At 38.7% G+C, this 18,290-nt stretch carries 17 protein-coding genes; 12 read left to right on the plus strand and 5 right to left on the minus strand.

All coding sequences use genetic code 11. The features are described from left to right. Positions 1-16: 16 nt before the first annotated feature. Positions 17-319 carry a DUF1145 family protein gene (locus ABN236_RS06405; RefSeq protein WP_075672964.1) on the plus strand — a complete coding sequence of 101 codons (303 nt, stop codon included), beginning with the start codon at positions 17-19 and terminating at the stop codon, positions 317-319. A 74-nt stretch (positions 320-393) separates the two neighbouring features. On the opposite strand, the gene ABN236_RS06410 is transcribed toward ABN236_RS06405, so the two are convergent. Further along, complete coding sequence (locus ABN236_RS06410; RefSeq protein WP_349473603.1) at positions 394-780, minus strand: DUF2500 domain-containing protein; 387 nt, start codon at positions 778-780, stop codon at positions 394-396. A 147-nt stretch (positions 781-927) separates the two neighbouring features. Here ABN236_RS06410 and ABN236_RS06415 point away from each other — a divergent pair, with 147 nt between their 5' ends. Further along, entirely contained in the window at positions 928-1,554 is a 627-nt protein-coding gene (locus ABN236_RS06415) for a lysoplasmalogenase (RefSeq protein ID WP_194951748.1), read from the plus strand. 180 nt (positions 1,555-1,734) lie between these two features. After that, positions 1,735-4,146, plus strand: a complete 2,412-nt coding sequence (locus ABN236_RS06420) for a zinc/cadmium/mercury/lead-transporting ATPase (RefSeq protein ID WP_349473604.1) — start codon at positions 1,735-1,737, stop codon at positions 4,144-4,146. Between the two features lie 87 nt (positions 4,147-4,233). Here the strand turns inward: ABN236_RS06420 and tusA are convergent, their stop codons facing one another. Beyond that, the gene (tusA, locus tag ABN236_RS06425) at positions 4,234-4,488 is read right to left on the minus strand and encodes a sulfurtransferase TusA (RefSeq protein ID WP_036933135.1); all 255 of its coding nucleotides are present in this window, start codon (positions 4,486-4,488) and stop codon (positions 4,234-4,236) included. 205 nt (positions 4,489-4,693) lie between these two features. On the opposite strand from tusA, the gene ABN236_RS06430 reads away from it, so the two are divergent. The 3 genes from ABN236_RS06430 (at position 4,694) to ABN236_RS06440 (ending at position 8,042) form a co-directional block, all read left to right on the plus strand. Beyond that, the gene (locus ABN236_RS06430; protein ID WP_088493853.1) at positions 4,694-5,368 is read left to right on the plus strand and encodes a 7-cyano-7-deazaguanine/7-aminomethyl-7-deazaguanine transporter; all 675 of its coding nucleotides are present in this window, start codon (positions 4,694-4,696) and stop codon (positions 5,366-5,368) included. A 365-nt stretch (positions 5,369-5,733) separates the two neighbouring features. After that, positions 5,734-6,837, plus strand: coding sequence for a glycerol dehydrogenase (locus ABN236_RS06435; RefSeq protein ID WP_349473605.1), 1,104 nt, complete (start codon positions 5,734-5,736; stop codon positions 6,835-6,837). A gap of 59 nt (positions 6,838-6,896) precedes the next feature. Further along, positions 6,897-8,042: a phosphoenolpyruvate-utilizing N-terminal domain-containing protein gene (locus tag ABN236_RS06440; RefSeq protein WP_270756875.1), complete on the plus strand. Its 1,146-nt coding sequence runs from the start codon at positions 6,897-6,899 to the stop codon at positions 8,040-8,042. 180 nt (positions 8,043-8,222) lie between these two features. On the opposite strand, the gene glpC is transcribed toward ABN236_RS06440, so the two are convergent. Genes glpC through glpA form a run of 3 tightly spaced genes read right to left on the minus strand, consistent with a single transcriptional unit; the run spans position 8,223 to position 12,368 of the window. Next, positions 8,223-9,416: an anaerobic glycerol-3-phosphate dehydrogenase subunit GlpC gene (gene glpC / locus ABN236_RS06445; RefSeq protein WP_088493856.1), complete on the minus strand. Its 1,194-nt coding sequence runs from the start codon at positions 9,414-9,416 to the stop codon at positions 8,223-8,225. Then, a complete protein-coding gene (glpB, locus tag ABN236_RS06450) occupies positions 9,413-10,720 on the minus strand; it encodes a glycerol-3-phosphate dehydrogenase subunit GlpB (RefSeq protein WP_349473606.1) in 1,308 nt (435 codons plus the stop codon). Before glpB ends, glpC begins: the two co-directional genes overlap by 4 nt. Beyond that, entirely contained in the window at positions 10,710-12,368 is a 1,659-nt protein-coding gene (glpA, locus tag ABN236_RS06455; RefSeq protein WP_171455253.1) for an anaerobic glycerol-3-phosphate dehydrogenase subunit A, read from the minus strand. Before glpA ends, glpB begins: the two co-directional genes overlap by 11 nt. Before the next feature lie 380 nt (positions 12,369-12,748). On the opposite strand from glpA, the gene glpT reads away from it, so the two are divergent. The 6 genes from glpT (at position 12,749) to ABN236_RS06485 (ending at position 18,260) form a co-directional block, all read left to right on the plus strand. Then, entirely contained in the window at positions 12,749-14,101 is a 1,353-nt protein-coding gene (gene glpT / locus ABN236_RS06460) for a glycerol-3-phosphate transporter (protein WP_349473607.1), read from the plus strand. A 135-nt stretch (positions 14,102-14,236) separates the two neighbouring features. Next, entirely contained in the window at positions 14,237-15,316 is a 1,080-nt protein-coding gene (glpQ, locus tag ABN236_RS06465) for a glycerophosphodiester phosphodiesterase (protein ID WP_349473608.1), read from the plus strand. A 299-nt stretch (positions 15,317-15,615) separates the two neighbouring features. Continuing rightward, on the plus strand, positions 15,616-16,173 hold the full coding sequence (locus ABN236_RS06470; RefSeq protein WP_088493860.1) for a LemA family protein: 558 nt from the start codon (positions 15,616-15,618) through the stop codon (positions 16,171-16,173). Between the two features lie 51 nt (positions 16,174-16,224). Next, positions 16,225-17,298 (plus strand): hypothetical protein, encoded by a 1,074-nt coding sequence (locus tag ABN236_RS06475; RefSeq protein ID WP_227718952.1) that lies wholly within the window; start codon positions 16,225-16,227, stop codon positions 17,296-17,298. Between the two features lie 9 nt (positions 17,299-17,307). After that, positions 17,308-17,850 (plus strand): LemA family protein, encoded by a 543-nt coding sequence (locus ABN236_RS06480; RefSeq protein WP_088493861.1) that lies wholly within the window; start codon positions 17,308-17,310, stop codon positions 17,848-17,850. Further along, a complete protein-coding gene (locus ABN236_RS06485) occupies positions 17,847-18,260 on the plus strand; it encodes a hypothetical protein (RefSeq protein WP_088493862.1) in 414 nt (137 codons plus the stop codon). The genes ABN236_RS06480 and ABN236_RS06485 overlap by 4 nt, the downstream gene beginning before the upstream one ends. The last annotated feature ends 30 nt before the right edge of the window (positions 18,261-18,290 follow it).

Consider the following 18,290-nt stretch of genomic DNA (forward strand, 5'->3'; position numbering starts at 1 on the left):
TTTTTATGGAGCTGCTATGTTAATCTTTTTTGGCCGATTTTTAATGGTCGGTGTTTGGGGCTTTCTGTTTTTAAATATTATTTCCCCATTTCCTAAGCCTCTAAAATATTTTATGGATATTGCATTGATTTTTATGGTGATTATGCATGGATTACAAATTGTTATGTATAAAGCAGGACAACCTAAAGATCAAAAACCATCAACAGCATTACAATTTCGTATTTTCTTCTTTGGGATCTTTGAGCTGTTAAAAATACAAAAAGAATTACGCAAAGAATACGAAGAAAAACAGAAGAATAAAACTAAACCACAGCCGTAAATATTGTTATATCCTCGCAATTATCTGGGGTCGATAATCAACCCCAGAGGTTGCCAAATAATAAATATTCGGTCTTATTTATTACTTGGCTCATCACTTGGCATATCGGTTTCAAACTTTACAAAACGACTGCCCTGCATAAACAAACGCCCTTTCATTTCAGGTTCGATATCTTGATAAGCTGATTTATCCATTCTTAACACTAAGTCTTTACGATCATCAGTGGTTAAACGAAAGGTCACTTGATAATAATGTATTGTTTCTGGGCCATTTACATCATTTTCTCTTGAACGCCGTTCATTTGCTGCAACTTCTTTTTTATCTATTACTTCAACCATATAGAGTGTAACAGGTGAATTATCGTCACTTATCCGCTGTTTTCTTTGTTCGAAGAAACGATAAGTTGCTGACGCTATAATAATCACCAGTACCGCAATTCCTAAAATAGCCGCTTTATTCATTACATTAATTCCTATCGTTATATGGATTAAAAAACAGTGTGCTTTATATTATTTTAATAAGTCCATCAGTTTCGTCATTAACCGCTATTCTTAAATTAATCTTTCTGTTATGAATAATAAAACAGTTCTGAATATAAGGAAGATATTATGAGTTGGCCTTTTCTCGCCGTATTATTCTCCGGATGGCTTTATATCGACGCCGCATATCGAGGTCCTAATTGGCAACGATGGCTATTCCGTCCTATCACGCTACTGCTTTTATTACTCTGGGCATGGCAAGTTCCCGAGCACAATATTAATAGTTACCTAATTGTAGGTGCATTATTAGCGACTTTGCTTTCTGATATTTTAAGAATGTTTGATGGTAAGTATTTACTACCTTCTCTTGCCTTAGTTTTTCTAAGTTACATACTTTATATGGTGAGTTTTTTATTACCACTCCAACTCTCTTTCTATCTTCCTTTACTTGGGTTCGTGATTCTTGCTTTTATCATCATTCTAGCCATTGTTTGGACTAAGCTCGATAAATTAGCCATTCCAGCTTCTTTAACTTTACTAGCCGCATTTGCTATGTTTTGGATTGCGGGTGAAAAATTCTTCTACTTAAGTAATGATTACAACTTATCAGTGATGATTGGCTCATTATTGTTAGTGATTGCTTACTCAGTATGGCTAATCAACCGCTTCCGCTTCTCATTTTCAGCGTCTAAAGGACTTGTCAGCGCCTGTTATTTTATTGGCCATTTCTTTATTGTCAGAGCTCTGTTCCTTTAGTTTAAATCCAGCCCCTTGTTTTAAACATTTAAATCAAGGGGTTAATTTTTTGACCTAATTCGCACTTTTTGCCAATGAATATGCCTTCGGTATCTTGACTCTGGACTCTACTCCAAGCTGTAAAGTACTTATCAGATAGATAAATTTAGACTTTACTTTGTTGAACAAGGAGAGCCAGTTATGACTAAACATGCTCATCAACACGATAATCATAAACATACCGATGCTTGCTGCTCAAGCTCTCAATGCTGTTCAGGTCACTCAGAGAATAGTACGCACTCACATACTGAAAGTGGACATTCTCACACCAAAATAGATAAAAGTGATCCTGAATGCGAGGATGAGCACCACCACGGACACTCCCACGAACATGATCACCAACATGATCATGATGACCACGACCATAGCCATGATGGGCACAATCACGCTCATGGAAGCTGTGATATCAACGCCCCTGTCTCTAATATTGAGCCAGAAAAGATTGCACAACAGCGTTTTAGCTGGAAAGTGCAAGGTATGGATTGCCCAAGTTGCGCTCAGAAAATTGAAACAGCAGCACTCAAAGTTGCAGGTGTAAAACAAGCAAAAGTCCTTTTTGCCACCGAAAAATTAGTCGTTGATGCTGATAGCGACCTACGTGCAGATGTGATTGCAGCCATTAACAGTGCTGGTTTTGAGCTTTTTGATCTCTCATCCCCCCAATCCCAAAAAATGGTGAAGCAGAGCTTCTTAAAAGAAAGCTCATTTGTGATTGTTCTGGCGCTTTTAATGGCGATTAGCTGGGGTGCTGAGTTTATTGATCCCCAAGCAGGTCGAGCCGCCTTTCTTGCAACAACCTTAATTGGTCTATTCCCCATTGTGAAAAAGTCCTTACAACTTATTCGCAGTGGTACGCCGTTTGCTATTGAAACATTGATGAGTGTTGCTGCAATTGGCGCACTATTTATTAATGCAACCGAAGAAGCAGCAATGGTTATCTTGCTGTTTATGATTGGTGAAATGCTGGAGTCTTATGCCGCAGGGCGTGCTCGTCGAGGTGTGAGCGCATTAATGGCATTAGTGCCAGAAGAAGCAACATTAGTCAAAGACGGTAAAAAACAAATAGTTCCTGTTGCGCAATTACGTCCGGGCGACATTATTGAAATTGCGCCGGGTTCACGTTTACCAACAGACGCCGAACTAGTTAGTGCATTTGCAAGCTTTGATGAAAGTGCATTAACGGGTGAATCCGTACCCGTAGAGCGTTTACAAGGCGAAAAGGTCGCTGCTGGTTGTTTATCTGTCGATAGATCTGTACAGATGAAAGTGGTATCTGAACAAGGGCAAAATGCTATCGACCGTATTTTGCAATTGATTGAAGAAGCTGAAGAGCGTAGAGCCCCAATTGAACGCTTTATTGACCGCTTTAGTCGCTACTATACACCTGCGATTATGCTGTTCTCTGCACTGGTTATCATTGTTCCACCCCTGTTGTTCTCACAACCTTGGGAAACATGGATTTATCGCGGCTTGACTCTATTACTGATTGGTTGTCCTTGTGCTTTGGTTATCTCAACACCAGCCGCCATCACGTCAGCATTAGCGGCGGCAACTAAACGCGGAGCGCTTATCAAAGGTGGCGCAGCATTAGAGCAATTAGGCACAGTTAATACTATTGCATTAGATAAAACAGGCACATTAACAGAAGGGAAACCTCAAGTTACTGATGTTGTGGCTGAAACCGGATTTAATGAAAAAGAGGTACTAACTTTTGCTTCATCCGTAGAAATTGGCTCTCATCACCCATTAGCAAAAGCCATTATCAATAAAGCACAAGATGAAGGTGTACTTGTTGTTGAAGCGGAAGATCGTAAAGCGCTAGCAGGTAAAGGAATTGAAGGTTATTTAAATAGCCAACATATTCTGGTGAGTGCGCCTACTCAATTATCAGAAGCCACATCACTCTCTTCTCAGTGGCAACAAGAAGTTGCGCGCCTTGAAGATGAAGGCAAAACCGTGGTTGTCGTATTAAAAGAGAGTCAGCTTATCGGTGTTATTGCTATGCAAGATACCTTACGCAGTGATGCTGTCGAATCAATGAAGTTATTGAAAAAGATGAACATCAATGCCGTTATGCTAACAGGTGATAATCCAAGAGCAGCCGCGGCTATTGCGAAAAAATTAGGTATGGATTTCCGAGCAGGATTACTGCCTGAAGATAAAGTAACTTCAGTAATGGAAATCAGTAAAACACATAACACAATGATGGTGGGTGATGGTATCAATGATGCACCAGCAATGAAGGCAGCAACCATTGGCGTCGCCATGGGAAGCGGCACTGACGTTGCACTTGAAACAGCTGATGCAGCATTAACGCATAACCGTTTAACTGGCTTACCTGAAATTATTAAGTTATCTCGTGCAACACGTAAAATTATCCGTGAAAACATCACGATAGCACTTGGTTTAAAAGCGATATTTTTAGTAACAAGCTTATTAGGAATTACTGGGCTTTGGGTTGCTGTTCTTGCTGACTCTGGAGCAACAGCGCTGGTAACAGCCAATGCCGTAAGACTGTTAAGAGTAAAAATTAGCGCCTCAAGCAAAGAGTAAGCACGCTAAAATAACAATACCCAAACCTCAGTATGTGGGGTTTGGGTTATTTTTTAGTGCGATGATAAGCAATATTTACAGTATAAATTACAGATTGCTCTCTTTTTTACGGATAAGATAACGATAAGGTGCAGATTGCGTCTCTTGATTTAATAAATCATGTTCCATAAATCGGCAAAAGCCAGGAATATCACGCACTGTGGCAGGATCATCAGCAATCACTAACAACGTCTCACCTAATGCCATATTTCTTATGGTTTTACGTACTAACATCACAGGCTCAGGGCAACGTAGTCCTAGCGTATCTAATGTCTTGGTTGCATCATCAAATTGAGCATTCATTCTATTAACCATTCTTCTTACACTGACAGATTTCGTTATTATATCTCGCTTTCGTGTTCACATCACGGCACATTAAGCACAAAGGTATTCCCCCTAACCTTTGCTTTTGTTGCGCAACAGGCGTATTATGCGCATCCTCTCATTTAAGAGAGAAATCACTGTTTTATTGGGTTCCCTCACCCCAATCACTAAAAAGGTACAATTTATGTATACGTTTACTCCCCGCCAAAAAGCGGTGGCGCTGTTATGGCTTTCTTTGTTCCACATCCTGATAATTACTTCTAGTAACTATCTTGTGCAATTACCTATTTCCATTTTTGGTTTCCATACCACTTGGGGTGCCTTTACCTTTCCGTTTATTTTTCTGGCAACAGATTTAACGGTTCGTATTTATGGCGCACCACTTGCCAGACGCATTATTACCGCCGTTATGCTACCTGCATTAGCGATTTCTTACCTGATCTCAACGCTTTTTTTCCAAGGCAGTTGGCAGGGTTTTGCCTCATTAGCTGATTTTAATATCATGGTGGCAAGAATTGCGACAGCGAGCTTTATGGCTTATGTGTTAGGTCAAATCATGGATGTGTCTGTCTTTAATCGTTTAAGACAACAACAAAAATGGTGGGTAGCGCCAAGTGCAGCAATGTTCTTCGGTAATTTACTCGACACACTCGCATTCTTCTTTATTGCATTTTATCGTAGTACTGACGCATTTATGGCGGAGAATTGGGTTGAAATTGCATTAGTTGACTACGTGTTTAAATTAACCATTTGTATGCTGTTCTTCTTACCTGCTTATGGTGTCTTATTGAATTTTATTTTGCGTCACTTTTTCGCACAAGAAAACAAAAAACAAGATTATGCTGAAATTCGCTCATAATCTGGCACGCCTCGCAAAAAAATAATGACATAAATGTCATAATTCAAACAATAAAGCTTCATAAGTAAATTTTATGAAGCTTTATTCTGATTCGAATAATTTATTATTTTACGTAGATATTTCGCATGGTAATTAATTAGCATGATTAGTTAAACAACTCACGAAATATTGCTTAAATATCATTATTAGGATGTTTTTCACATGCTAATATAAAAAGTCTTAATTATTTACAATAAATTATTTTATTCACCCATTAAACTGTTAATGTATTCTTAGAACGTCTCCATATTGTTATATGTCAGTTGGGATGACGAGTCTCACCATAAGGATTTTTTACTCTCTTTTGCGAATAGTAGGAGTCTATTATGTTAAAAGTTATTCAATCCCCCGCTAAGTATATTCAAGGGCCAGACGCGCTATATCATATTGGTAAATACGCGAAGCCGTTTGGTGATAGAGCACTGATTATTGCCGACAAATTTGTGATGGAACTCGTCGGTAGTACCGTTAAAGATAGTATGTCTCAATATGAAGTTAATGGGCACTTCGAACTTTTTAATGGTGAATGCACACACAACGAAATCAATCGACTATCTGAAATTGCAAAAGCACAAGCCTCTCTTGTGATCATCGGCGTTGGTGGTGGTAAAACACTTGATACTGCCAAAGCTGTTGCTTATAAATGCCAACTTCCTGTCGTTATTTCCCCAACCATTGCTTCCACTGATGCACCAACAAGCGCACTTTCTGTGATTTATACTGAATTAGGCGCATTTGATAGTTATCTTTTCTACCCAACAAATCCTGACGTTGTCGTGATGGATACCAACATCATCGCTTCTGCACCAGCTCGTTTATTAGTGGCAGGAATGGGAGATGCTTTAGCAACCTACTTTGAAGCAAGAGCGTGTAGTCATGCGCAAAAACAGACCATGGCAGGAGGTAAATCGACACTTGCCGCCCTAGCTTTGGCTGAACTTTGCTATAACACCCTTTTAGAAGATGGCTATAAAGCAAAACTCGCAGTAAGCCGAGGTGTTTGTACAACTGCGGTAGAAAATATTATTGAAGCAAATACCTTCTTAAGTGGTATTGGTTTTGAAAGTGCAGGTCTTGCGGCAGCTCATGCCATTCATAATGGATTTACAGCATTAGAAGAGTGTCACAACATGTATCATGGTGAAAAAGTTGCCTTTGGTACATTAGTCCAATTAGTACTAGAAAACAGCCCATTAGAAGAGTTAGAAGAGTTCCTTGATTTCTGTATTTTAGTCGGGCTACCTGTCACTTTAGAAGAGTTAGGTATCAATGCAACAGGCGATGAATTAAATGAAAAAATCATGGCAGTTGCTGAGCTAAGTTGTGCTGAAGGTGAGACAATTTACAACATGCCATTTGATATCGATTCCGATAAGGTTTATGCCGCGATTTTAACTGCCGACCAATTAGGACGGGAATGGCTTTATTAAAGCCTGAGTAAACAGGGAGTGCCTATCTCCCTGTTTGCATTTACAAAAAAGGGTGTTTTATGGTCAGTATCGTATTAGTTTCAAAGAGCCTTACGCTCGCCAATGGTATCAAAGAGCTCGTTAATCAGACTGTAGATCGCCAAGTAAAAATTGCCATTGCGACCAACTATCAAACACCTTCTGATCTTGCTAATGAAGTGTCACCAGAAACCATACTTTCAGCAATTAAAAAGTGTTATAGCAAGCAAGGTGTACTCGTTTTACTCGATACTTATCATTCAGCACAAAATGCAGCACTCGCCATCGCTAATCTTGAGCATAACATTGCCACAAATGTCGCGTTAAGTTCGGCTCCGATTGTTGAAGGCACCTTGGCTGCCGCCAATAGCATTGCACTAGGCGCTTCACTTGAAGAAGCAGAAAAAGCAGCACATAAAACCATTACAATTAAAAAACTGCAATTAGGCGAAAATCTTCCTAATTTTAATATTCACCCTAAAAATACAAATTACGAACCCGTCCGAATTATCACCGCACCTGTTTGGCTATACCCTTATCATCGTTTCGTGATCCCTCGTAAAAAAATATCCTCTCATTTATTGCTTGAAGAGCAAAAACGCCTCATTAAAGCGATTGAGCGATCCAAAAAGGACATAGACTGGTTAACTGAAGAAGCCTATCGCAAGATTGGAGAGCAATATGCCCATATTTTTTCGAGTCATCGCTTCTTATTAGAAAATACCGAATTACAACTGACCGTATGTAGCATGATAAGTAAACATCACTGCAATGCAGAATTTGCCTTACAGCAGACATTTATTGATTTAATAGATACTTACGCGCAAATGGATGATGATAATATGCGTGCTCGTGAAAGTGATTTAGATGATATTTTATCTCGATTACTACGCTATTTAACCTCTGCCCCTCCTCCAATTACACATCCTCCTTATGCAAATGCAATTCTAGTGACAAAACAACTTCACCCTTCAACATTAATGGCTCTCGATACCAACAAGATCAAAGGGATTTTATTAAGTCATGGAAACCCACTATCTAATACCACCGTATTAGCTAATGCATTAGATATTCCAATTATTAACGAGGCGGGAAGACAAGCTCTTTCGCTGACTGATGGGCAAAATATCACACTTAAAAAAGTCCAAAATATTTGGCTTTATCAAAATACCTATATTTCTCATTAAAAATAAGAGTATTTAAATAACCTGTAAACCACAGTGTCAGGTTATTTAATTTCCTTATTATCTTATATTTCATCCCTTTTTTACTAAAAATAAAAAAAGGGAATAAAAGATCCTCTTTTATTCCCTAGCTGCTTGTTATCTTAGTAATCAGTTACTTTTTTATTATCTAATAGGCAATACTTATAATGCTCTTGCCAATAAACTAATGGGGTGTTCACATTTTTTCGTCGTTGACATCTCAATTTGCCATTTACAGGTTTCACAGTCTGTAATCACCAAATCACAGCCACTCTCTTCAATTTGACGGAATAAGCCCGCGCCAATACCTTGAGCAACATCGTAGTTTTCAGATTTAAAACCGTAAGTTCCGGCAATACCACAGCATTGAGAATCTAAAACAATGACCTCAACACCAGGGATACGTTTAATTAAATCAATGGAATAGGCTGTCCATCCCATTTTTTCCATATGACAAGGTGTGTGATACGCCACTTTTAACGGAGTATGTTTCAGTGGTAACTCACGGCCTTCTTCTAATAAACGATAAATATAGCGTGTCGCTAATTCAATATTTTCACGTACTTTTGATGTATCAACATCAAGAATATGTTCATACTCATCACGAATAGTGAAAGTACAAGTTGATGATGTTGCAACGACAGGAATATTGTTTTCAACAATTTTTTCTGTCAGCGATTCAAGGTTTACTGCGGCTTGTTTTTTGGCTTGTTTAACAAAACCATTCGCAATTAATGCAACACCACAGCATTTTTCGCGTTTTAATAACTGAACACCAATCTCCATTTTATTGAATACTTTAACTAAATCTTTCCCTAATTGTGGGTGGTTATAGTTAGCGTAACAACCGTGGAAGAAGGCAACTTGATCTTTAAAACGCGCTTGCTCTTCAACTTGTTTTTTCATCCATGTTCTAAATGTACCAAAAGAGTATTTTGGTAATTCGCGACGATGGTCGATTTTAAGTGCTTTATCCAAGATCTTACGTACAGGTTTTAATCCTGTAATAGTATTTACTATCGGCGCCATCGGCGTTGATAATGTTCCCATTAAATCCGTATGACTTAAAATAGCATCACGAAGTTTTGGTGTTTTCGTATTGTAGTTCAGTTTCGCACGCGAAATGATGTCACCGATCTTCACATCTGACGGACAAGCAACTTCACAACGCTTACAGTTAGTGCAATATTTCAATGCTTCATCATAAAGCATCGGATCTTTTAGACGTAAACGCTCACCATCAGGTCCCGCTTGTTTAGGACCAGGATAAAGTGGATTTACTTTTGCAACTGGGCAGTAAGTAGTACAAACAGTACACTTAATGCACGCTTCAAAACTGTTATCATGTAAACTCATTGTGCTGCCTCCACAACCGCAGATGTGGTCTGTTCTGATGTATTGTGCTGTAAAATTTGTTGCGCTGCATAAAGTGCGCTGAGCATTGAAACACCAGCGCCACAACCTTCATTAAGCGGGTCAAATCCACCTAATACAGCACCTACGGCGTAAACATTCTCTAAGACTTCACCATATTTCATCGGTCTTAATTGGCTATCTGTATCAACACCAAATCGCATATAAGGCTGTTTTGCAAAGACATTTACTTGTGTCCACTCATTGCGTGGTAACGTCTCTAGCAAATCAAGCTCCATCAAAGGTTCATAGACACGATCAAACTCTGCGATTAAACCATTATTGAAGAAACTCCCTGTTGCCAATACAACATATTCGCTACGAATAGGAATATCAGTATGGTTTCGAGTGTGAATACCTGTAACTTTATTACCAATTAAATCAACTTGTTCTGCACGATCGCCCGGCATAATTAAACCGCCAGCTTTTTGGAAACGCAGTTTTAATGCTTGATGTAAGCGAATACCTAATAGTGATGGTGGCAATGTCGGTAATAAACAGATAGGTTTGCCTACAAGTTGTTGAAGTAGCGTCACAGGCTCTTCTGCATCCAGCCCGATACATGCAGGTAAAATAATCGCTTCAACACTGTCATCAATATGTTTTTTCAGCTCTTCTGCTAACGCTTTGGTGTTTTCAGGCTTATCTAGATAGCGCGCAATATTGACTGCTCTAAATTCACTTGGGTTATCACGCAATCTATCTAATAACGGTAAGTGAATATGATAAGGAATAGACTCAACACCTTGCTCATTCAGCGTATTGCTTGCAAATTGTGGCTGAAAATCTAAGAAGCCTTCAATTCCAACAACCGCCAGCTTTTTCCACGGCAGTGCTTGATTAACACCATGAGTTGGCACGCGTTTTGGACTCATCCAGCTCATACGTGAACGCCCAACCGGTGTAATACGATAATGGTTTTCATCACCATTACCTTGATATTCAAGGCCTTTTGTACTAGCCAGTAATGCTTGAGCCTGCTCAATTAAAGTTGAAACCTGCGTTTCACCCATACGGCTATAAGGATGTTTAGGGGCAAGTTCAGCCAATGTTGCTAAGGCTTTCTTAGGCTGAGTCACTAATGAACCATCAGGAAGATGAGTTAATAGATCCAGAGAACCTGATGAGAAATGTAGTGCGCTTTGACCATTGCTGATAATTGCGCAAGACTTACCGGCTTCAGCAAGACGAATACCTGCGGTTAAACCTGCAAGTCCGCTACCTATAATGATGACGTCAAATTTCATTATCTGCCTCCGCTGAAGCTGTTTTTTCAATCATATCAGCATCTAAACCACATAAACCTTGGTAAACCCAACTGGTGAATTCACTTTCACGTAATGCATTACCCCAAGCGATTGGTCGAATACCTTTCCAACGCTCATTTAAGAAATGGGCAAGCTGTTGTTCTGACTCGTGAGGAGTAGTGACTTGTAAACGGTTCAATAAACCCGCTGCACGACAAGCACAAAGTTCACCTTGGCATGTTCCCATACCCACGCGAGTACGGCGACGTAAATCAAGTAAGTTATTGACTGTTAAAGAGTTAACAGCATAGCGAACTTCCCCCGCAGTAACAGCTTCACATTCACAAACTAAACTCTTATCGCTACGCTCATTGCTCAATAATTTATTGGCTAAATCACCATGACGATAAACCGCAGAACCACGAATTGGCGCAGGTAATGAAACAACGCTACGTAATGCTTGTTCTGCTGACTGACGAGAGCCCGGTAAGGCTTCTTCTGCTGTTGTACATTTTGCAGAGACATTTAATTTTTCGCAGATTTTATCTGTTGCCCATTCAGCCATTAAACGGTAAGTCATTAATTTACCGCCAGTAATGGTAATAAAGCCTTCTAATCCATCACGTTGCGCATGGTCGAGTAAAACAATACCACGGCTAACATTACGACCAGATGGATCATCATCACTAGCAACTAAAGGACGCACACCTGCATAAGCACGTAAAATTCGAGTTTGAGCCAGTTTTGGCGCTAACATTGAACCTTCGCGGATAAGAATATCGACTTCTTCAGGAGTCACATACATATTGTCGATTTCATCGTAAGGTACACGTGTTGATGTTGTACCAATCAATGAAATTGTATCGCCAGGAACTAAAATATCGGCATCCGCAGGTTTACGACAACGGTTGATCACCATATTGTTAATACGATGACCTAAAATCAACAATGCACCTTTGGCTGGGAACATACGCACTTTTAATTCGCCATACTCAGCGATTTTTTGTCCCCAAATTCCCCCTGCATTCGCGACTATTTGTGCACGAATTTCATACAGTTTTTTCGCTTGATGATCGTAAACTTTCACGCCTTTAACACGGTCACCTTCACGAATAAGCCCAACGACTTCATGATAAGTCAGTACTTGAGCGCCATGTTCGCGGGCATCTAACATATTTGCAGCAGTTAAACGGAAAGGATCGACAGTACCATCTGGCACTTTAACTGCACCGATTAAATTAGGGTTAACAGAAGGCTCTAAGCGAATAGCTTCTTCGGGTGAAATCGCTTGAGCATCAATACCTGCCGCTTGGCAAGATTGAATAAAGGTCTGTTGAAACTCTAAAGAATCTTCAGGTAGGGTAATAAAAAGGCCATCCGTTTTTTCAACACAATGACGAGCGACCCTTTTTAAAATCATGTTTTCTTCAATACACTCACGCGCTGACTCAGGATCTGTTACTGCATAACGCGCACCACTGTGTAACAATCCATGATTTCGACCGGTTGCACCGGTTGCAATATCATGTCTTTCTAGCAGGACGCAACGTAACCCACGGCGTGCACAGTCTCTTGCCATGCCAGCACCGGTTGCTCCCCCGCCAATAATAATGACATCAGTTTCTGTCACTGGTGAACCGCTCATCATAGAGATGCCCTCTCACATTACATTCAGCAAACGCTTATTTATTCTTTAGCGTTAATTATAGTGTATAAGATACACAAAAAATGTGGTTAATGTTTGATAATGAGCAAAAACGAAAGAGAAACGCTCACGAGTGAAAAATTAAAACCACATCTGTGATACTAATCACAAATTATTTAACAAAAAGTATTTGATAAAGTTAACATATCACTCAAAATTGCACATCTTGAAAAATTATTCGACAACTGAGTAATACCTCACAGTAAATTTGATTGTATAAGTTTACTATTAAGTTCGTTAAAGAAAATTTTTTGATAACTTCACTGTTCGTTTTGTCATTATTTAATATCAACATATTAAAATAAAAGCCATCGGAGGCTAATATGTTAAGTCTGTTTAGACCTGCGCCACATAAAGCGCGTTTGCCAAAAGAGCAGATAGATCCTGTCTATCGTCGTCTGCGTTGGCAGATCTTTATGGGGATTTTCTTCGGTTACGCTGCTTATTATTTAGTAAGAAAAAACTTTGCGTTAGCAATGCCTTACCTTGTAGAAGAAGGGTTTTCTAAAGGTGACCTAGGTTTTGCTTTATCAGGGATCTCGATTGCTTACGGTTTCTCTAAGTTTATCATGGGCTCGTTCTCTGACCGCGCTAACCCTCGTTATTTCTTACCCGCAGGTCTTATTTTAGCGTCTTTAGTGATGCTATTTATGGGCTTTGTACCATGGGCAACTTCGAGCATTATGGTAATGTTCGTTCTGTTGTTCCTTTGTGGTTGGTTCCAAGGTATGGGTTGGCCTCCTTGTGGACGTACCATGGTGCACTGGTGGTCACAGAAAGAACGTGGCGGTATCGTTTCTATCTGGAACTGTGCGCATAACGTCGGTGGTGGTTTACCTCCATTACTATTCTTATTAGGTATGGCGTGGTTTAACGACTGGAAAGCAGCGTTATATATGCCAGCATTTGCGGCAATCTTAGTTGCAATGATTGCATTCGCATTAATGCGCGATACCCCTCAATCATGTGGTTTACCTTCAATTGAAGAGTACAAAAACGACTATCCACCTGATTATAAAGAAACTGACGAACAAGAACTGACTGCAAAAGAAATCTTTATGAAGTATGTGTTCCCTAACAAACTTCTGTGGATGATTGCAATCGCGAACGTGTTCGTTTACTTACTGCGCTACGGCGTACTGGACTGGTCACCGACTTATCTGCGTGAAGTAAAACACTTCGCAATGGATAAATCATCATGGGCTTACTTCTTATACGAATACGCAGGTATTCCGGGCACACTGCTGTGTGGTTGGATGTCGGATAAAGTGTTCAAAGGTAACCGTGGTGCAACTGGTGTGTTCTTCATGACCTTAGTAACTATCGCAACTATCGTATTCTGGATGAACCCAGCGGGTAACCCGAATGTTGATATGGCGTGTATGTTAATCATCGGTTTCTTAATCTACGGTCCTGTTATGTTGATTGGTCTGCATGCTCTTGAGCTTGCACCGAAAAAAGCAGCAGGTACAGCAGCGGGCTTTACCGGTCTATTCGGTTACTTAGGTGGTTCTGTTGCGGCGAGTGCTATCGTAGGTTACACCGTTGACTACTTCGGCTGGGATGGTGGCTTTATGGTCATGATCGGCGGTAGTGCACTGTCTGTTGTGTTATTACTTATCGTGATGATTACTGAAACCAAACACAAACGTGAAATGCTTCAGAAGTACGAATAATCGCTAACTGATTATTTATGAAATTAGTTAAATCTCATCTCTAAAAACCAAGCCACATCAACTGTTTTGATGTGGCTTTTTTATTGCCAACTGTACATAACTTTGTTGTACGTAGAATTAAAATGGAGCAGCTTTATGAGTACATCTTTTAGAATAAAACCGTTAGTTGCAGGCGTTCTTTTAACTCTATCTTTAAGTGCAATCACACAAGCGGCAAGTGATAAGGTCGTTATCGCTCACCGTGGTGCAAGTGGTTATTTGCCTGAACATACGCTTCCTGCCAAGGCATTAGCTTATGCCCAAGGCGCAGATTATCTAGAACAAGATTTGGTGATGACCAAAGACAACGAATTAGTTGTTTTACATGACCACTATCTTGATCGTGTAACAGATGTGGCCGATCGTTACCCTGATAGAGCAAGAAAAGATGGCCGTTACTACGCTATTGACTTTACCCTTGAGGAAATTAAGGGACTGAAATTTACCGAAGGTTTTGACATTGTCGATGGTAAAAAAGTCCAAAGTTATCCAAACCGTTTCCCTATGGGTAAATCGGATTTCCGTGTACATACTTTCCAAGAAGAAATTGAATTTATCCAAGGTCTAAACAAATCAACAGGCCAAGATATTGGTATTTATCCTGAAATCAAAGCACCTTGGTTCCATGAACAAGAAGGTAAAGACATTACCACCAAAGTACTGGAAGTGCTTAAACAGTACGGTTATACGAAAAAAACCGACAATGTTTATCTACAATCATTTGATGCTAACGACCTAAAACGCATCAAAACAGAATTGATGCCAAAAATGGGCATGGATCTAAAACTTGTTCAGTTAATTGCTTATACCGACTGGAATGAGACGTATGAGAAACAGCCTGATGGTACATGGACAAACTACAGCTATGAGTGGATGTTTAAGCCAGGTGCAATGAAAGAAATTGCAACTTATGCTGATGCCATCGGCCCTGATTACCATATGTTAGTTGAAAAAGATTCAACACCAGAAAAAATCACCTTAACTGGTATGTCTGCTGATGCTCATGCTAATAAACTGACCATTCATCCGTTTACTGTTCGTATTGATAAACTACCTAAATACGCAAAAGATGGTGATCAGCTTTACGACATCATTTATAACCAAGCAGGTGCTGAAGGTGTCTTTACAGACTTCCCTGATTTAGGGGTTAAGTTCTTACAAAAACAGGCTAAATAATTCATAACATTTTATTTATGCTCTAAATAATTCAAGGTGCAGCTAGGCGACAAATGAATGAGACTCTAGAAGCATACATAAGTATGTGACGAGTGCGAATGAATACGGTCAACAACGCTGCAACTTGAAATATGACAAGTATCCTGCTCTTTCTTGCAAAAGAGTAGGATAATTGCGCCCTTTCTGATTGTATATTTCTTCATCTTTCTCTAACTTACCCTGATAATTTAATTAAAAATCATAATTACTTTTTAATTTAGCTATCATTATTTATTAAATATTTAGAGGAAGGGATCGCTATGACAATAATGGCTATTATTTTACTTATTCTTATCGTTCTTTTTATTGGTTGGGGAATTTCAATTTACAACCGTCTTATTGCGACACGTAATCAAGTAAGTAATCAGTTTGCGAATATTGACGTTATTTTAAAACAGAGAGCAGACCAAATTCCTCAATTAATGGCGGTAGCTGAAAAAGCAATGGAGCACGAAAAAAGTGTATTTATTGCATTAAGTGACGCAAGACAACGCTATTTTAAAGCACAAAATATTAATGAAAAAATTAGCGCTACAAATGAGATGAATACAGCACTACGAGGCATGATTGCCCTTGCTGAAAATTATCCGACGTTAATTTCAGGTGAACAACTCGCATTACTTCAAACAGCTGTTAGTGACGTAGAAAATAAAATTGCTCAACGTCGTGAAGGTTTTAATGATGCAACAACTCACTACAACACTGCGATAGAGATGTTTCCTGATAGCTTAATTGCCGGTCTTTTCCGCTTTGAACGTATGCAATTACTCGAAATACCAAAAGAAGAAATGAAATTTGAAGGCATCAAATTTAAATAACAAGAAGTTAAATAACAAGAAGTTAAATAACCGCATTAAGGATAAATTGCAGTGTTAATTTATTTTTTTATCGGCTGTGCTGTGGGCGCATTAATCTATTTTTTACGCAGTAAACGCTCTCAAGAAAAGAAGAACAATTTAGGTATTGTTCCCTTTTTAGGGATTGCTTTTGCTGCTGGAAATTATCTGTTTTTTTCGCGAGGAAATGACCTTTATCCTAGCGGTGAAGACTCTGTTGTTAATCTTATCTCCTGCATTGCATTCGCTGTCATTTTGATATTTTCCTATGGTATTTCAAATCATATTGGAAATATTGGTGAAAAGGCGATAAAAAATTATCATCAATTACAAATGGAAGGTGAGTCTAAATTTTCGGCACTTGTTAACACCGTATTTATTAGCCTTTTGCTACTCTTTTTAAGCTTTGGCTTTTTTATTGACCATAGATTGTTCTTTTTAAGTTTCGTTTTAATGTTCGTTTATCAAATTGCCAAAAAAACACCTGAAAAGCGTTTTTTACGTTTTCAAAAAATTCTAGCGACATCTAAAATTCGTTCTTTAGCCATTGGGCTTGTTGAAATTGAAGGCAAGATAACTGCGGGTAAAAAACTAACAAGTCGCCTAGGCAAAAAAGAGTGCTATGGCTACTGCTATTATGAATATGACATATCCACAAATAAAGAAGGTAAGAAAAGCTATCGCCAAACACTCTGTGACAAAAAGATCAACAATTTCACGATGACAGATGATACCGGTTCGGTTCAAATTCTTGCAGCTGACAAACCTTTAATTCATCTTGGTATCGATCCTCACCAAGATCTGGAATATAACAATAAACGTTTTAAGGAGTACATCTTAGAAGCTGATACCACTTATTTATTAATTGGGAATGCAGAACCTATCAATGATGAAGTTGTTATCACACACAGTGCTCCTCACTATCTATTAGGTTTATCACCACAAGATTATGTTGTTAGTTGGAACAAAGCACGCCCCTTTCGTCGTAACTCGGCCATCATCGTTATTATTGCTCTTTTTGTTATCTTATCCATTCTCGTGATACCAATGGATTACCAAAACGGCATACTAACACTTTATTTTAATAGCACCTCTTCATCTTGGTAATTGATTAATATGGAATGGCTTATTTTCATCATTTTTATTCTCGCTTTGGTTTATTTTTTAATACGCCAATTAGTGATGATTTATAACAACATGGTGATGCTAAAGAACAATTGCTATAAAGCCTTTGCAAATATTGATGTTTTATTAAAAAAACAAGCCGACTTGATCCCCATGTTGATAGTGATTACACAAAAAGCGATGGATCATGAGAAAGTCTTGTTTGAAAAATTAGCTGAAAATAGAGAACACTATTTGCGCGCAGATGTATTAGACCAAAAAGTTGATTTAGCTAACCAGTTGTTACCTCAAATAAAAAAATCACTTATCATTGCTGAAAAATACCCAGAACTTATCAGCGGAAAAAACTTACACGTATTACAAGCACAAGCTAAAGAATTAGAAGAGTGTATTGCAGATAGACGAGAGTTTTTTAATCAATCCGTCACACTCTATAATACCGAAATACATATTTTTCCTAATGTATTGTTTAAATTGATTTTTAATTTTAAAGACATCCCTCTTTTCTATCCAAGTAGGGAGGCAACTTTATGATAGAAATTCCTTTTTCATTTTTTGGTATCACCGATTGGATATTAGGTCTTGGTGATCCCATCATGATTATTATGCTTGCCACATTTGGTACGTTATTTTCAATGGCGATTATTTTACCATTAATAAGTATCACTCCTTTAAAAAAATATATGCCACAAATTGCAGGCGGGTTATTTAGCTCGGTATTTGTCAGCTTAATGGTCTTGATTAGTTTTAATTTAATACTCGGTGTTAATTCTGCATTAAAACTACTCTTAATCTGGTGGGTTATTTTATTTTCATGTATTACATATTGGTTTATTAATTATCGCTATATGAAAGACGTAACAGGGAATAAATTTGCGAAGTTTCAAGAAAAAGCGCTTGAAGCAGAAGAAAAGCGAAGACAAAACCGAAAATCAAAAAAATAAAAGAGAGCCTAGGCTCTCTTTTTTAATTCT

It is taken from the genome of Proteus sp. fly-1013 (genome assembly GCF_040140245.1).
In the GTDB taxonomy this organism is placed as follows: domain Bacteria; phylum Pseudomonadota; class Gammaproteobacteria; order Enterobacterales; family Enterobacteriaceae; genus Proteus; species Proteus mirabilis_B.

Coding starts and splice junctions, on each gene's coding strand:
- ABN236_RS06405 (WP_075672964.1), top strand. CDS start 17: ATGTTAATCTTTTTTGGCCGATTTTTAATGGTCGGTGTTTGGGGCTTT.
- ABN236_RS06410 (WP_349473603.1), bottom strand. CDS start 780: ATGAATAAAGCGGCTATTTTAGGAATTGCGGTACTGGTGATTATTATA.
- ABN236_RS06415 (WP_194951748.1), top strand. CDS start 928: ATGAGTTGGCCTTTTCTCGCCGTATTATTCTCCGGATGGCTTTATATC.
- ABN236_RS06420 (WP_349473604.1), top strand. CDS start 1,735: ATGACTAAACATGCTCATCAACACGATAATCATAAACATACCGATGCT.
- tusA (WP_036933135.1), bottom strand. CDS start 4,488: ATGAATGCTCAATTTGATGATGCAACCAAGACATTAGATACGCTAGGA.
- ABN236_RS06430 (WP_088493853.1), top strand. CDS start 4,694: ATGTATACGTTTACTCCCCGCCAAAAAGCGGTGGCGCTGTTATGGCTT.
- ABN236_RS06435 (WP_349473605.1), top strand. CDS start 5,734: ATGTTAAAAGTTATTCAATCCCCCGCTAAGTATATTCAAGGGCCAGAC.
- ABN236_RS06440 (WP_270756875.1), top strand. CDS start 6,897: ATGGTCAGTATCGTATTAGTTTCAAAGAGCCTTACGCTCGCCAATGGT.
- glpC (WP_088493856.1), bottom strand. CDS start 9,416: ATGAGTTTACATGATAACAGTTTTGAAGCGTGCATTAAGTGTACTGTT.
- glpB (WP_349473606.1), bottom strand. CDS start 10,720: ATGAAATTTGACGTCATCATTATAGGTAGCGGACTTGCAGGTTTAACC.
- glpA (WP_171455253.1), bottom strand. CDS start 12,368: ATGATGAGCGGTTCACCAGTGACAGAAACTGATGTCATTATTATTGGC.
- glpT (WP_349473607.1), top strand. CDS start 12,749: ATGTTAAGTCTGTTTAGACCTGCGCCACATAAAGCGCGTTTGCCAAAA.
- glpQ (WP_349473608.1), top strand. CDS start 14,237: ATGAGTACATCTTTTAGAATAAAACCGTTAGTTGCAGGCGTTCTTTTA.
- ABN236_RS06470 (WP_088493860.1), top strand. CDS start 15,616: ATGACAATAATGGCTATTATTTTACTTATTCTTATCGTTCTTTTTATT.
- ABN236_RS06480 (WP_088493861.1), top strand. CDS start 17,308: ATGGAATGGCTTATTTTCATCATTTTTATTCTCGCTTTGGTTTATTTT.
- ABN236_RS06485 (WP_088493862.1), top strand. CDS start 17,847: ATGATAGAAATTCCTTTTTCATTTTTTGGTATCACCGATTGGATATTA.